The sequence below is a fragment of the Blattabacterium cuenoti genome, assembly GCF_014252435.1.
Classification (GTDB): domain Bacteria; phylum Bacteroidota; class Bacteroidia; order Flavobacteriales; family Blattabacteriaceae; genus Blattabacterium; species Blattabacterium cuenoti_X.
In genome coordinates this window covers 68768-82967 of the sequence record NZ_CP059220.1, presented here as the reverse complement: position 1 = coordinate 82967, position 14200 = coordinate 68768, and the positions used below count along the sequence as shown (strand labels likewise).

At 24.0% G+C, this 14200-nt stretch carries 13 protein-coding genes and 1 pseudogene; 1 reads left to right on the top strand and 13 read right to left on the bottom strand.

The window, feature by feature from the left end; genetic code table 11:
• Nucleotides 1-18 precede the first annotated feature (18 nt).
• The 11 genes from ilvD to atpB form a co-directional block, all read right to left on the bottom strand.
• Complete coding sequence (gene ilvD / locus H0H35_RS00365; RefSeq protein WP_185882995.1) at nt 19-1695, bottom strand: dihydroxy-acid dehydratase; 1677 nt, start codon at nt 1693-1695, stop codon at nt 19-21.
• 195 nt (nt 1696-1890) lie between these two features.
• On the bottom strand, nt 1891-3066 hold the full coding sequence (gene mnmA / locus H0H35_RS00360; protein ID WP_185882994.1) for a tRNA 2-thiouridine(34) synthase MnmA: 1176 nt from the start codon (nt 3064-3066) through the stop codon (nt 1891-1893).
• Nucleotides 3067-3217: 151 nt separating this feature from the next.
• On the bottom strand, nt 3218-4339 hold the full coding sequence (gene dnaJ / locus H0H35_RS00355) for a molecular chaperone DnaJ (protein WP_185882993.1): 1122 nt from the start codon (nt 4337-4339) through the stop codon (nt 3218-3220).
• A gap of 30 nt (nt 4340-4369) precedes the next feature.
• Entirely contained in the window at nt 4370-4906 is a 537-nt protein-coding gene (locus H0H35_RS00350; RefSeq protein ID WP_185882992.1) for a nucleotide exchange factor GrpE, read from the bottom strand.
• Nucleotides 4907-4982: 76 nt separating this feature from the next.
• Nucleotides 4983-5981, bottom strand: a complete 999-nt coding sequence (trpS, locus tag H0H35_RS00345; protein ID WP_185882991.1) for a tryptophan--tRNA ligase — start codon at nt 5979-5981, stop codon at nt 4983-4985.
• Nucleotides 5982-6003: 22 nt separating this feature from the next.
• Nucleotides 6004-6879 (bottom strand): F0F1 ATP synthase subunit gamma, encoded by an 876-nt coding sequence (locus H0H35_RS00340; RefSeq protein WP_185882990.1) that lies wholly within the window; start codon nt 6877-6879, stop codon nt 6004-6006.
• A gap of 10 nt (nt 6880-6889) precedes the next feature.
• Entirely contained in the window at nt 6890-8476 is a 1587-nt protein-coding gene (gene atpA, locus H0H35_RS00335; protein ID WP_185882989.1) for a F0F1 ATP synthase subunit alpha, read from the bottom strand.
• A 20-nt stretch (nt 8477-8496) separates the two neighbouring features.
• Nucleotides 8497-9018 carry a F0F1 ATP synthase subunit delta gene (locus H0H35_RS00330; protein ID WP_185882988.1) on the bottom strand — a complete coding sequence of 174 codons (522 nt, stop codon included), beginning with the start codon at nt 9016-9018 and terminating at the stop codon, nt 8497-8499.
• A gap of 19 nt (nt 9019-9037) precedes the next feature.
• Nucleotides 9038-9514 carry a F0F1 ATP synthase subunit B gene (gene atpF, locus H0H35_RS00325; RefSeq protein WP_185882987.1) on the bottom strand — a complete coding sequence of 159 codons (477 nt, stop codon included), beginning with the start codon at nt 9512-9514 and terminating at the stop codon, nt 9038-9040.
• Between the two features lie 10 nt (nt 9515-9524).
• On the bottom strand, nt 9525-9752 hold the full coding sequence (gene atpE, locus H0H35_RS00320) for an ATP synthase F0 subunit C (protein ID WP_185883166.1): 228 nt from the start codon (nt 9750-9752) through the stop codon (nt 9525-9527).
• A 15-nt stretch (nt 9753-9767) separates the two neighbouring features.
• Nucleotides 9768-10838 carry a F0F1 ATP synthase subunit A gene (atpB, locus tag H0H35_RS00315; RefSeq protein WP_185882986.1) on the bottom strand — a complete coding sequence of 357 codons (1071 nt, stop codon included), beginning with the start codon at nt 10836-10838 and terminating at the stop codon, nt 9768-9770.
• Between the two features lie 156 nt (nt 10839-10994).
• On the opposite strand from atpB, the gene H0H35_RS00310 reads away from it, so the two are divergent.
• A complete protein-coding gene (locus H0H35_RS00310) occupies nt 10995-12149 on the top strand; it encodes a trans-sulfuration enzyme family protein (protein WP_185882985.1) in 1155 nt (384 codons plus the stop codon).
• On the opposite strand, the gene cysS is transcribed toward H0H35_RS00310, so the two are convergent.
• The gene (cysS, locus tag H0H35_RS00305) at nt 12141-13583 is read right to left on the bottom strand and encodes a cysteine--tRNA ligase (protein ID WP_185882984.1); all 1443 of its coding nucleotides are present in this window, start codon (nt 13581-13583) and stop codon (nt 12141-12143) included. The two genes, H0H35_RS00310 and cysS, sit on opposite strands and share 9 nt — an antisense overlap.
• A 15-nt stretch (nt 13584-13598) precedes the next feature.
• Nucleotides 13599-14192: pseudogene (folE, locus tag H0H35_RS00300) on the bottom strand (GTP cyclohydrolase I FolE); the annotation flags it as partial.
• Nucleotides 14193-14200: the final 8 nt, after the last annotated feature.

The following is a 14200-nucleotide window of genomic DNA, read 5'->3' as shown; positions in this document are numbered from 1 at the left end:
CTACAAATAATTTAACCTCTAAGTAATACATCCTTGAGAAGCAGAGGATACCATTTTTGCATATTTATATAAATATCCTTGATTGATTTTTAATAATGGTGCTTTCCATCGATTTTTTCTACTATTTATTTCATTTTCTTCTATTTCAAGATTTATAACGTTATTTTCTGCGTCTATTTCTATAGAATCACCATTTTCAATTATAGCTATTGTTCCACCTAATTGTGCTTCTGGAGTGATATGTCCAACTACAAATCCATGAGATCCACCTGAAAAACGACCATCTGTAATGAGAGCAATTTTCTTCCCTAAACCAGATCCCATAATATATGATGTCGGTTTTAACATTTCCGGCATTCCTGGTCCACCGATAGGTCCAACATATCTAATGACAATTACTGTATTTGGAAATAATTGATTATTTATAATATATTGATTCGCTTCTTCTTCTGAATTAAATACTATAGCTTTTCCACGAAAAAATTTACCTTCTTTTCCTGTTATTTTTGCAACTGATCCTTCTGTTGCAATATTTCCATATAAAATTTTAATGTGTCCATTTTTTTGAATAGGATTTTCTATAGGATAAATAATTTGTTTATTAAAATCTAAATCAGGAGCATTTTTTACATTTTCATACAATGTTTTTCCAGTAATTGTTAAACAATGACCTGATAAAATACCTTTTTGAATAAGATATTTGATAATAACAGGCATCCCTCCAATATGATTATGTATATCTTCCATTAAAAAATTTCCACTTGGTTTTAAATTTCCAATTACTGGAGTTTTTTCACTGATTTTTTGGAAATGGGTTAAAGAAAAATCAATATTTGCTGCTTTAGATATAGCTAACATATGTAATACTAAATTAGTCGATCCTCCTAAAGAAATAGCTAACTTTATACCATTTTCAATAGATCTTTTAGTTATTATATGTTTGGGTTTGATTCCTTTTTTTAATAATTTTTTTATATAATAAGATACTATTTTACATTCTTCTTTTTTTTCTTTACTTGTAGATGGAAAAGAAGATGAATATGGAAGCATTATCCCCATAGCTTCTAATGCTGAAGACATAGTGTTTGCTGTATACATTCCACCACAAGCTCCTGGTCCAGGACAAGATTTTTTTATTATATTTATATATTCTTTTTCAGTAATTTTTCCAGATTTTTTTTTACCTAAGGCTTCAAAAGAAGAAATTATATCTAATTTTTTTCCTTGATAGGAACCAGAAGAAATAGAACCTCCATATACTATAATAGACGGTTTATTTAATCTAAGTATTCCCAATAATACTCCTGTTATATTTTTATCACAACCAGGAATAGCTATGACTCCATCATAAAAATGGGATTGTATTGCAGTTTCAATACTATCCGCAATTAATTCTCTTGATGGTAAAGAATATTTCATTCCTGATGTTCCCATAGTAATACCATCACTTACTCCAATAGTAGTGATTTGTATACCTATTAATCCATTAGAAATTACTGAAGATTTGATTTTTTTTGATAATTGATTTAGATGAATATTACAAGGATTTCCTTCGTACCAATTACTAACAATTCCTACTTGAGCTTTACAAAAATCTGATTTTTTCATTCCTATAGCATATAACATAGCATGAGCAGCTGGTAATTGAGAATTTTCTGTTATTTCTTTACTAGAATTATTGATCTTATTTTTCATGAAATATTTTGTAAATTCAAATTCCTTTTTGAAAAAATCAAGTGAGAAGAAAATAAATGATTATTTTGATTAAAATTGAGTTGTAAATAAAAAAATTATATAATATGCAAAAATATAAAAAAAAATTATATTTTTATAATTTGAATGGTTTATTCAAAAATTTTTATAATAAAAAAATTAATATAATTTTTTTATCTAAGATATAACCCCTGATCCTATTAATTCATTATTAATGTACCATACAACAAATTGTCCTTCTGATATTGCGCATTGTAAATGGTCAAATTCGATAAACATACCTTTTTTCATCTTATGTAAAATTGATTTTTGTAATGGTTGTCTATAACGAATTTTACAAAATACATTCATTTTTTCTCCTTCAAATAAAATCAGATCATTTCTTATCCAATGAATATTTTCTTCATTAATAAATAATATTTTTCTATAAAGACCAGGATGATTTTTTCCCAATCCTGTATAAATAATATTTTGTTTGATATCAGTATCGAGAACAAATTGAGGAGATGAATATCCTCCTAAAGATATTCCTTTTCTTTGTCCTTTAGTAAATAAATGTGCACCTTGGTGGTATCCAATTAATTTTCCATCTGATTTTTTGTATTGTTTTTTTTTGGATAAAAAAAACAATTTTTCTTCTAAAGAAGAAAATGTAACTTTTTGATGATATATTGGAGAATGAGCACTTATACATATGATTTCTCCTTTTTTTAATGGTATTTTTTGTGATAAAAAATGAGATAAATTAATTTTTCCAATAAAACAAATTCCTTGAGAATCTTTTTTATTATAATTATTTAGGCCATTTTTTTTTGCAATTTTTCGTACTTGTTCTTTTGTTAATTTTCCTAATGGAAATAAAGATCTTTTTAATTGATATTGGCTCAGTTGACATAAAAAATATGATTGATCTTTATTTGAATCTATACCCATGAAAAGACGATATATTTTTTTGTTATTTTTTATTGTTGATTTTTTATATACATAATGTCCAGTAGCAATAAAATCAGCCCCTAAATCAATAGATAATTTCAAAAATAAGTGAAATTTAATTTCTTTATTACATAAAATATCTGGATTAGGTGTTTTTCCCAATTGATATTCTCGGTAAATATAATTTACTACATATTTTTTATACTCTTTCTTCATTTTTATAATTTGAAATGGAATATTTAATTGGTTAGAAATTATCATAGCATCAATGCTGTCGCTTTTCCATGTACAATTGATCAAATTCGTTTCATCCCAATTATCCATAAATAAACCAATTACTTGATATCCTTTTTTTTTGAGAATTAAAGCAGCTACACTAGAATCTATTCCACCTGAAAGCGCTACAACTACTTTTTTCATATTTTATTCAGAAATAGAAGTATTAACAAAACTGAAATAATGATGATCAGTTATTTAATGGATATTTTTTTTTATTTTTATTCATATATCGATTTTTTGAGAAATTTGATAATTTTTTTCACTATTTGAGTTATTATTTTTCTTTTCTTTTTTAAGAAAACATTTCTCTTACACGATCGAAAAAAGACTTTTCCGAATTTTTTGGGTGTGGAATAAAATTTTTATCTTGTTTGATTTTTTCAAAAAATTCTTTTTGTTCTTCATTGATTTTTTTGGGAGTCCATACATTAACATGTATAAACAAACTACCTCTTCCATATCCATCTATATTAGGTAATCCTTTATTTTTTAATCTAAGCGTTTTTCCTGATTGTGTACCAGAATCTATTTTGATTCTTGCTTTTCCATTTATAGTTGGAATTTCTTTTAATGATCCCAATATTGCATCTGGAAATGATATATATAGATCATAATGAAGATTATGTCCTTCTCTTTTCAGTATAGAATGAGGTTTTTCTTCAATTAAAACAATAAGATCACCAGAAATGCCTCCAAATGGAGCTTGATTTCCTTTTCCAGTAACTTTTAATTGTATTCCTTCTGTAATACCTGCAGGAATTTTTATATTGACTAATTCTTCTTCTTTAATTAACCCTAGTTGATTTGATCCTCTTGGTTTATTTTCAATATTTTTTCCAGTTCCAGAACATATATGGCAGTGAGAAGAGGTTTGCATTCTTCCTAGAATAGTATTAGTAATACGTATAATTTGTCCAGAACCATTGCAAGAAACACAATTTTTAAATTTTACTCCACTTGCAACTTTTAATCTTTTTACTTTTACTTTTTTTTCTACTCCATTCGCTATTTCTTCTAAAGAAAGTTTAACTCGAATCCTCAAATTACTTCCTTTTATTGATTGATGGCTATTACTACGACCAAATCCAAAATTTGAAAAACTATCTCCAAATGCATCAGCAAAAATATCACCGAAATTTGCAAATATATCTTCCATATTCATTCCTGATGAACCGCTACTACTATTTTTTATTCCAGAATGACCATATTTATCGTAAAGTTGTCGTTTTTCATGATTACTTAATACTTCATAAGCTTCAGCTGCTTCTTTAAATTTCTCTTCAGCTTTTTTTTTGTTATCTAAATTTTTATCTGGATGATATTTGATTGCTAGTTTTCGATACGCTTTTTTAATTTCATCAGAAGAAGCATTTCTAGAAATATCTAATATTTGATAATAGTCTTTTTGTATCATGAATAAAAAAAATTATCGTTATTTATACTCTTATTTTCCGGTAATAACTTTAGCATGTCTTATAACTTTTTCTTTTAATAAATATCCATTTTCTATAATTTCTATTATTTTTCCTTTTAAATCTTTTGTAACAGAAGGAATTTGAGAAACCGCTTCGTGAAAATCAGTATTAAATTTATCTCCTTTTTTGGTTTGTATTTTTTCCAATCCTTTTTCTTTTAAAACCTTTATAAGTTTTTCTTGTATAAGTAAAATTCCTTTTATTAAAAATTTATCTTTATATTTTTTTAATTCTTTAATTCCTCTTTCAAAATCATCTAATACAGGAATAATATCAACAATAATCTGTTCATGAATAATATTAAAAATATCAAATTTTTCTTTTTGAATACGTTTTTTATAATTTTCAAATTCCGCAAATAAACGTAGAAATTTTTCTTTTTCTTTTTCTAATTTTTTTTGAAAAAATTCAATACTTTCCGTTTTTTTTTTATTACATTGATTATTTAATTTGTTTTCGGAAAAATTATCTTTTTTTTCAACATTTTTTTGATTATTAGTATCCATAATATAAAAATATTTCACATAAATTTACTGATTTTTTCCAAAAAATATTATTATATCAATATGACTTTTTTTTGAGTTAATTTTTTAATAAAGAATTAAAATTGAAACATTTTCTAATAATATCTAACTTTTTATGAGCTATATTTTTTGCTTTATAAGCACCTGAAATTAAAATTTTTTCTAAAAAAGATTTTTTTTTCATAAAATTGAAAAATTTTTCTCTTTCATTTGCAAAATGTTGAATGATATATTCATATAAGGCTTCTTTAGCTTCTAAATACCCATAACCTCCTTTGATATACTTTTTTTTCATTTTTAGTACTTTACTTGAAGGTGCAATTAACTGGTATATTGATATAATAGTATTTATTTCGGGATTTTTTTTATCTGCTAATGATTTACTATCTGTATGAATATTCATTATCTGTTTTTTTAAATCATGATATGGAGAAAATATATTAATATAATTATTTTGAGACTTACTCATTTTTTTTCCATCTGTACCTGGAATAAACATCGTTTTTTTTTTTAAAAAAGCATTAGGGATCAAAAATACATTTTTACCTATTTTTTGATTAAAATAACCAGCTATGCGACGTGTAATTTCAATATGTTGTAATTGGTCTAATCCTATAGGAATAATTTCGGCATCATAAAGTAAAATATCAGAAGCCATTAATATAGGGTAAGTAAATAGTCCAACATTGATTTGACTTTTTTTTTTTTCTTGAATTGCATTTTTAAAAGCATGTGCTAAAGTAAGTCTTTGATAAGGAAAAAAACAACTAAGATACCATGCTAATTCGGTCACCTCTGTAACGTCAGATTGTCTATAAATAATACAATTTTCTATATTTAATCCAAAAGCTAACCATGCAGAAATTATTTGATAAACATTATTTTTAATATTTTTTATGTTTTCTTTTTTTATTAATGAATGTAAATCTGCTATGAATATAAATGAAAAATATTTTTTATTTTTATTAGCAATGGATACTGACGGTTTAATTACACTTAAAATATTTCCTAAATGAGGTGTACCTGTACTTCGAATTCCTGTTAATATCTTTTTCATATTAATTAAAATTAATTTTTTATTAATTTTTATTTTTTAAAGATTCTAGACCACCTATAATTTCAAGTATTTCTTTAGTTATAATGTTTTGTCTTTCCTTATTATAATCTAATATTAATTTTTTTTTTATATTAGAAGCGTTCTCTGAAGCTTTATGCATAGAAATCATTCGTAAAGTATTTTCTGCATAAGAAGAATCTAAAAATATTTTTTTTAACTTTAATTGTATAAATTTCGGTATCATATAATCTATGAAATATTCTTGATTAGGTTCTAAAATAGGTGGTATATGATCTTCTTTTTTTATTAAGAAATCACTAATAGAAATTGGAAGTATTTTTTCTACAATTGTATTTTGATTTAAAGAATTTTTTAATTTATTGTATATTACATATACAGAATGAAAATTTTGAAAAAAATAATTAATAATAGATTGAATAAAATTTGTATCATTTTTTAATGAAAATTTTTCAATGGAATGAAAAATATGTTTTTCATATTTTTTTGATAAAAAATCTATAACTTTATTTCCAATAGGAATAAATGAACATTGATAATGAATGCAACGATTATTTTGAATGATATCATCAATTTGATCAAATATTGATGAATTAAATGAACCACATAACCCTTTTTCAGAAGAAAAAACAATGAACAATTTTTTGTTCAACTTTTTATTTATAAAATATTTACTATTATTCCACGATTTATTTAATTTTTTAAAAAATAAAATATTTATAAATATAGATTTGATATGGTTCCAATATATTTGAATATGTCGTATTTTAATTTTTATTTTTTTCAATTTTACAACAGAAATCATTTTCATAGCATTTGTTGTTTTTATAACAGAGTCCATTGAAACAATTTTTCTTTTGATTTCTTTTGAATTTGACATAAAATAAATATTATTTTTCTACTAAATATTTTTTGATTGCTTCTAATGCGGTTTTTTCTAGTATTTTTTTGATTTTTTCATTTAATATTCCAATTCTTATAGAATCTAAAATATTTGTATATTTTTCATTTAATAATAAAAGATAATCTTTTTCAAAAAAAGAAATTTTTTCAATAGGAATACTTGTTAATAAATTATTAATACCAACATAAATAATTGCAATTTGATCTGCTATATCATATGGATTATGTGGTGATTGTTTTAAAATTTCCATATTGATTTTTCCTTTTTTTAAAATTTTCATAGTAGATGAATCTAAATCCGATCCAAATTTGGAAAAAGATTCCAATTCTTTAAATTGAGCTTGATCTAGTTTAAGAGTACTAGATATTTTTCTCATAGAATCAATTTGAGCTGCTCCTCCTACACGAGAAACCGATATACTTTCATTAATAGCAGGTCGAACTCCTGCATTGAACAAATCTTTTTCTAAAAAAATTTGTCCATCTGTAATAGAAATAACATTAGTAGGTATGTAAGAAGATATATCCCCTGATTGGGTTTCAATAATAGGTAATGCAGTTAAAGATCCTCCTCCATTTATTCTATCTTTTATAGAGTTAGGAATATCATTCATTTTTTTAGCTATGTTATTATCTTTTATTATTTTAGATGAACGTTCTAGAAGACGAGAATGTAAATAAAAAACATCACCTGGATAAGCTTCTCGTCCAGGTGGTCTTCTTAATAATAAAGATATTTCTCTATAAGAAACAGCATGTTTTGATAAATCATCATAAACAATTAAAGATGATCTTCCGGTGTCACGAAAATATTCTCCAATAGAAGTACCAAAAAATGGAGCATAAACTTGCATAGAAGCTGGATCCGATGAGCTAGAAAATACTATAATAGTATAGGACATCGCTCCTTCTTTTTCAAGAATTTTTTGAATTCTTGCTATTGATGAAGCTTTTTGACTAATTGCAACGTAAATACAATATATAGAATTATTTTTTTTAAAAAATTTTTTCTGATTAATAATTGTATCAATAGCTATTGTAGTTTTACCAGTTTGTCTATCTCCAATAATTAACTCTCGTTGTCCACGACCTATTGGAATCATAGAATCTATAAATTTTATCCCAGTTTGTAGTGGTTCATTTACTGGTTCTCTATAAATTATACCTGGAGCTTTTCTTTCTAAAGGCATTTCAAATAATTCACCAGATATTGGTCCTTTTCCATCAATAGGGTCTCCTAAAACATTAATCACACGTCCTAGCATTCCTTCTCCTACTTTTGATGTAAAAGTTTTTTCCGTTCTTTGTACTATATCACCTTCTTTAATATTTTTCGATGATTCAAGTAATACAATGCTAACATGATCTTCTTCTAGGTTTAGAATAATTCCTTTAATATTGGAATCAAATTCAACCAATTCTCCATAAAATGATGAATTAAGACCAAAAGCTCTTACTATTCCATCTCCTATTTGAACTACAATTCCATATTCAGATAATTTTGATTCAAATTGAAAATCAGATAATTTCTTTTTAAGTATGGACGCAATTTCGGAATATTTTAGATCTGACATGTATTTAATTTAATAACTTTTCACTTGAATTTTTTTTCAAAAATAACTAACTGACGTTTAATACTAAAATCTAATTCTTTATATCCTATTCTTAGTAAAAATCCACCGATAATAGATTGATCAATTTTATTTTTTACATGGAATGTCACTTTTTTATAAAAATCTACTTTTTTTAGAATAACTTGTTGAAGTTTTTCATTTATAGGAATAGAAGTAATAATAACACATTGTATTATATTTTGTATATTTTCTTCATATATTATCATATATCGTTTTAAAATATCTAAAAATAATAATTCTCTTTTTTGCAAAATTAAAATTTTTATAAAATGAAAAAGGAAAGGATTCAAACTAGAGTTTTTAAAAATTGATATCTTTTCATCAGAAGTTAAAAATGCATTATACATTATTTTTTTCATGAATTTTTCATGAGAAAACATCTGATATACTTTTTTTATTTTTTTATAAAAATTTTTATCTAACATGATACTACTTTCAAATAATATGAATGCATAATGTTTGATTATTTTTTCAAGAAACATGGTATTTTAAAAAAAATTTTTAATAAAATTTATCTAGAATTGAATTAATCAATTCTTCTTGTTTTTTATTTTTATTTAACTTTTTTTGCAGTATTTTTTTTGCTATTTCAATAGAAATAGATCCTATTTCATTTTTCAATTGATGGAATGCTATTTTTTTTTCTTTTGCAATTACTTTTTTTGCACTATTAACAATCTTTTGTTTTTTGATTAAACCTTCATTTTCCATTTTTTTTTTTATACGTATAGCTTCTTCTAAAAGATGTGTTTTTTCGATATAAGCACTTTTTAAAATTTCATTTTTTTGGATTTGTATTTGTTCTAATTCTACTTTTAATTTATCTGCTTTATCGATAGATATTCGGATTTTTTTTTCTCTTTTTTCAATAAAATCCATAATTGGTTTCCAAGCGTATTTAGATAAAAACAATATTAATATTGAAAATATAATGAAATGCCAAAATACCAATCCAAAAGAAGGAGATATTAAATCCATGACTTATTTTTTATTTAAAAACTGCTAATAATGCAGTTACTATTCCAAATAAAGCTGCTCCTTCAATCAAAGCTGCTACAATAATCATAGCATTTTGTATTTTATCGGATGATTCAGGTTGTCTAGCAATAGATTCCATAGCTGAACTTCCAATTTTTCCAATTCCTAATCCAGCACCTAAAACAGCTAAACCAGCTCCTATAGATGCTATTCCTGAATAAGTTAAATCTATATCCATCATAATATATATTTTTTATTTTTGTTGAATTTGTTTTTCATAATTTTTAATAGACATACCAATTAGTAAAGCAGATATTGTTGTAAAAATAAAAGACTGTAAAAACGAAACCATGATTTCCAATATAGATATAAACAAACTAAATGTAATGGAAAAACCAATTGCAAATATATTTTTAAAAATAAAAATAAGACAAATAAAACTTAAAATAATAATATGTCCAGCTGTAATATTAGCAAATAAACGAATTGCCAAAGTGAATGGACGTATGAATATGCCAATCAATTCAATAGGTATTAAAATCAACTTAATTAGTTTTGGAACATTTGGCATCAAAAAAGTATGTTTCCAATAACTTTTACTTCCATTAATATTAGTCACAAAAAACATTATTAGAGATAAAGCAAGTGTAATATTAATATTTCCTGTAACATTTGGAAAATTTGGAATAAGACCCATTATATTATTAATCAATATAAAGAAAAAAAATGTTAATAAGAATGGAAAAAATTTTTTATATTTTTTTTTTCCAATATATGGAATGGCAATTTCATCACGTATAAATAAAATTATTGCTTCAAGAAAAATTCCTAATTTCCATCTTATTTGATTGTATTTATAACGTTTTTTCATTTTCAAAAAAATAAAACATAAAATAATAGAAGATAAAAATATGGATGCTACATTTTTTGTCATAGAAAAATCTAAAGGTTTTCTATTACATGGAATTCCTTTTTTATCTATCAATAATTTTCCGTTTTTATTAGTGTTGTATATTTTATCAGAAAACATTTTATAATATCCATGTTTTCCTTTTATTACATTTGATTTAAAAAATGCAGTAGAAGTAAAAAATTCAAATCCATTGTTCCATAATACAATTGGTAAAGGTATTGATATTTTTTTATTCATTATATTGATTATAAGCCATTCATGGGAATCTCCTAGATGTTCAGTAATCACATTAGAAATATTCAATTTTTCTTTCTTTATATTATTATCTTTCTGATTTTCATTATTAGCAAATAATAAAAATTTTATAAAAAATAAAAACAATAGAAATTGAATTAACTTTTTTAAGTTCATTTACTTACATATACAATAAGAAAGTATTAAACAAATTTAATATTTTTTTTATAAAGGATTGTGAATATTATTAGAAATATGAACTTTATCATCATGTTTTGAGTTAATATAGTAAAAGAGTAAATTTGTATTTGATATTGTGATAATTATTTTATAATGAAGGAAGAAACAAAAATTATTCAAAATATTTTATCAGATCCTCTTACTGGATCTATTTCAACCCCAATATATCAAACTTCAACTTTTGTTCAAAAATCACCTGGTGTTCATAAAGGATTTGATTATACAAGAACGAATAATCCTACTAGAAAAATATTAGAAGATTTGATTACTAATTTAGAATATGGATATTCTAGTTTAGCTTTTTCTTCAGGTTTAGCTGCTATTGATTCTATATTCAAAATATTAAAATATGGAGATGAAATCATCGCTGTAGATGATATTTATGGAGGAACATTTCGTTTGTTACACCTATATAAAGAATTAGGTATACAAATTAAATTTGTAGATACAACTGATATACATAAAATCATATCATCAATTTCTGTAAAAACTAAATTGATTTGGTTGGAATCACCAACTAACCCAACTTTAAAAATATCTGATATAAAAGAAATAAGTAAAAAATCTAAAAAAATTAATCAAGATATTTTACTTGTTGTTGATAATACATTTGCATCTCCTGTTATTCAAAATCCTCTTCAACTAGGATCGGATATAGTAATACATAGTGCTACTAAATATTTATCTGGACATTCAGATGTATTAGCCGGATTGGTTACTGTAAAACATAAAAAATTATACGAAAATTTAAAATATATTCAAAATGCAACAGGAGGAGTATTATCTCCTATGGATTCTTGGTTAGTTATCAGGGGTATTCAAACTCTTTTTCTTCGTATTAAAAAACAATCTCACAATGCATTTCAAATTGCTACTTTTTTAGATAAAAAAAGAAGTTCTATTATAGATATTGTTTATTATCCAGGATTATCTTACCATAAAAATCATCTAGTTGCTTTAAAACAACAACGATATTTTGGAGGAATTGTTTCTTTTAGTCTCAAAAATGATTCGATTAATGCAGCAAAAAAAATAGTTGAATCTACTAAAATATTCAAATTAGCAGAAAGTTTAGGAGGAACAAAAAGTTTAATTTGTCATCCAGCTACCATGACTCACAAATCTATACCTAGTAAAATTAGAATTTCATCAGGTATCAAAGATTCACTTATTCGTTTATCTCTTGGAATAGAAAATGTTTCAGATCTTATAAAAGATCTTGAAGACTCTTTTTTACAATTAAAATAGTTTTTTATCTTTCAATAAAATTCCTATAGAACCTAGTTCTTCTCTTATTTTATCTGAAATGATCCAATTTTTTTGCATTCTGAAGTATTGTCGAATATGTTGTATTTTTTCAATAAGTATTTGTAATTTTTTATCTGAATTATTTTTTGTTTCATTTTGAATTCCTAAAATATGAAAAACAAAATAAATTATATAACTTTTAAAAAAATTAAAATAATATTTGTTCATATTTTCAATTGATAATGAATCAATAACACGTGTAGCTTGAAATAAGTAATAAATTAATAAAGGGATATTAAAATCATCATTAATGGCATAATAACATTTTTTAATCCATATAAATACATTAAAATTATTATTATTTTCTAACATGTTTTTTTCATCAAAACTTTGTAGTTTTTGGATAGATTCTATAATACGATTTAATCCATTTTTTGCGTTTAATAAATTTTTTTCAGAAAAATTTAAAACATTTCTATAATGAGTTTGTAAAATAAAAAATTTTATTACATTTGGTGAAATATTTTTTTTTTCAACGAGATCTTTTAATGTTATTGTATTACCTACAGATTTGCTCATTTTTTGTCCATTGAAAGTTAACATATTTGTATGCATCCAATAACGTGCAAAACAATTTTCATCATTATAGAAAGCAACTGATTGAGCAATTTCACATTCATGATGTGGAAATTTTAAATCTAAACCTCCTCCATGAATATCGAAAATTTTTCCTAAATATTTTGTGCTCATGGTTGAACATTCTATATGCCAACCAGGAAAACCAATACCCCATGGAGAGTTCCAATTCATAATATGATTATGAATTGATCTTTTCCAAAGACAAAAATCTTGATAACTGTATTTTTCATTAGAGAAATGAGTTTTTTTATTAAAAAGATTTTGTATTTTATTCTTGCTAAGAATACCATATGTATATAATTTCGTATAGTTTTTTAAACTAAAATAAATTGATCCATTTGATATATATGCTATTTTTTTACAAATCAATTGTTGTATTATATCTATTTGTTCTATAATATGTCCTGTTGCAGTAGGTTCTATATTAGGAGGAAGGAGATTTAATTTTCTCAAAAAATTATGAAAAGAAATAGTATATTTTTGAACAATCTCCATAGGTTCAAGACCTTCTATTCGTGATCTTTTAATAATTTTATCATCTTGATAGGATTGTCTATCATTTTCTAAATGACCAACATCAGTGATGTTTCTTACATAACGAACTTGATAACCTAAATGTTTCAAATACCGATAAACAACATCAAAAAAAACAAAAGTACGACAATTACCTAAATGAATATGATTATATACTGTCGGACCACAAACATAAATTCCTACATATTTTTTATGAATAGGATGAAAAATTTCTTTTTTTTTATTTATAGAATTATATATGATTAAATCATTATGATACATAGTACGTTGCTTTTTTCAAGATATTCGAATGTGATAGAAAAATTCTTCTTGTTTTTTTATATTCTTTTGAAAAGAGCCTGATAATTCAGTAGTTACAGTTATACTATCGATATCACTTATCCCTCTGGAATTTACACATAAGTGTTTTGCATTTATAACACAAGCTACATCTTCTGTTTTTAATATTTTTTTGAGGTAATTAACAATTTGAATTGTCAAACGCTCTTGTATTTGGGGTCTTTTTGCATAAAAATTGACAATTCTATTTATTTTAGATAATCCTATTAATTTTCCATTTGAAATGTATCCAACATGAGCTTTTCCAATGATAGGAAGAAAATGATGTTCGCAAGTAGAATAAACTGTAATATTCTTTTCTATTAACATATGTTTATATTTGTATTCATTTTCAAATACGGATAAATTAGATAAAGATTGGATGTTTAATCCACTAAACATTTCTTTTACAAACATTTTTGCTACTCTATTTGGAGTTTTTTTAAGACTATTATTATTCATATTTAAACCTAATGTTTTCATAATTTGAAAAAAATGTTTTTCTATTTTATGAATTTTTTTTTCATCGTCATCTATTAGGATATCTTTTTTTTTTTAAA

Bases quoted from the DNA above. Each gene is read 5' to 3' on its own strand.
- mnmA (WP_185882994.1), bottom strand. From the start codon at position 3,066: ATGAAAAAAGTAGTTGTAGCGCTTTCAGGTGGAATAGATTCTAGTGTA.
- H0H35_RS00350 (WP_185882992.1), bottom strand. From the start codon at position 4,906: ATGGATACTAATAATCAAAAAAATGTTGAAAAAAAAGATAATTTTTCC.
- atpF (WP_185882987.1), bottom strand. From the start codon at position 9,514: ATGGATTTAATATCTCCTTCTTTTGGATTGGTATTTTGGCATTTCATT.
- H0H35_RS00340 (WP_185882990.1), bottom strand. From the start codon at position 6,879: ATGTCAAATTCAAAAGAAATCAAAAGAAAAATTGTTTCAATGGACTCT.
- atpE (WP_185883166.1), bottom strand. From the start codon at position 9,752: ATGGATATAGATTTAACTTATTCAGGAATAGCATCTATAGGAGCTGGT.
- H0H35_RS00310 (WP_185882985.1), top strand. From the start codon at position 10,995: ATGAAGGAAGAAACAAAAATTATTCAAAATATTTTATCAGATCCTCTT.
- ilvD (WP_185882995.1), bottom strand. From the start codon at position 1,695: ATGAAAAATAAGATCAATAATTCTAGTAAAGAAATAACAGAAAATTCT.
- cysS (WP_185882984.1), bottom strand. From the start codon at position 13,583: ATGTATCATAATGATTTAATCATATATAATTCTATAAATAAAAAAAAA.
- trpS (WP_185882991.1), bottom strand. From the start codon at position 5,981: ATGAAAAAGATATTAACAGGAATTCGAAGTACAGGTACACCTCATTTA.
- atpA (WP_185882989.1), bottom strand. From the start codon at position 8,476: ATGTCAGATCTAAAATATTCCGAAATTGCGTCCATACTTAAAAAGAAA.
- atpB (WP_185882986.1), bottom strand. From the start codon at position 10,838: ATGAACTTAAAAAAGTTAATTCAATTTCTATTGTTTTTATTTTTTATA.
- dnaJ (WP_185882993.1), bottom strand. From the start codon at position 4,339: ATGATACAAAAAGACTATTATCAAATATTAGATATTTCTAGAAATGCT.
- H0H35_RS00330 (WP_185882988.1), bottom strand. From the start codon at position 9,018: ATGTTTCTTGAAAAAATAATCAAACATTATGCATTCATATTATTTGAA.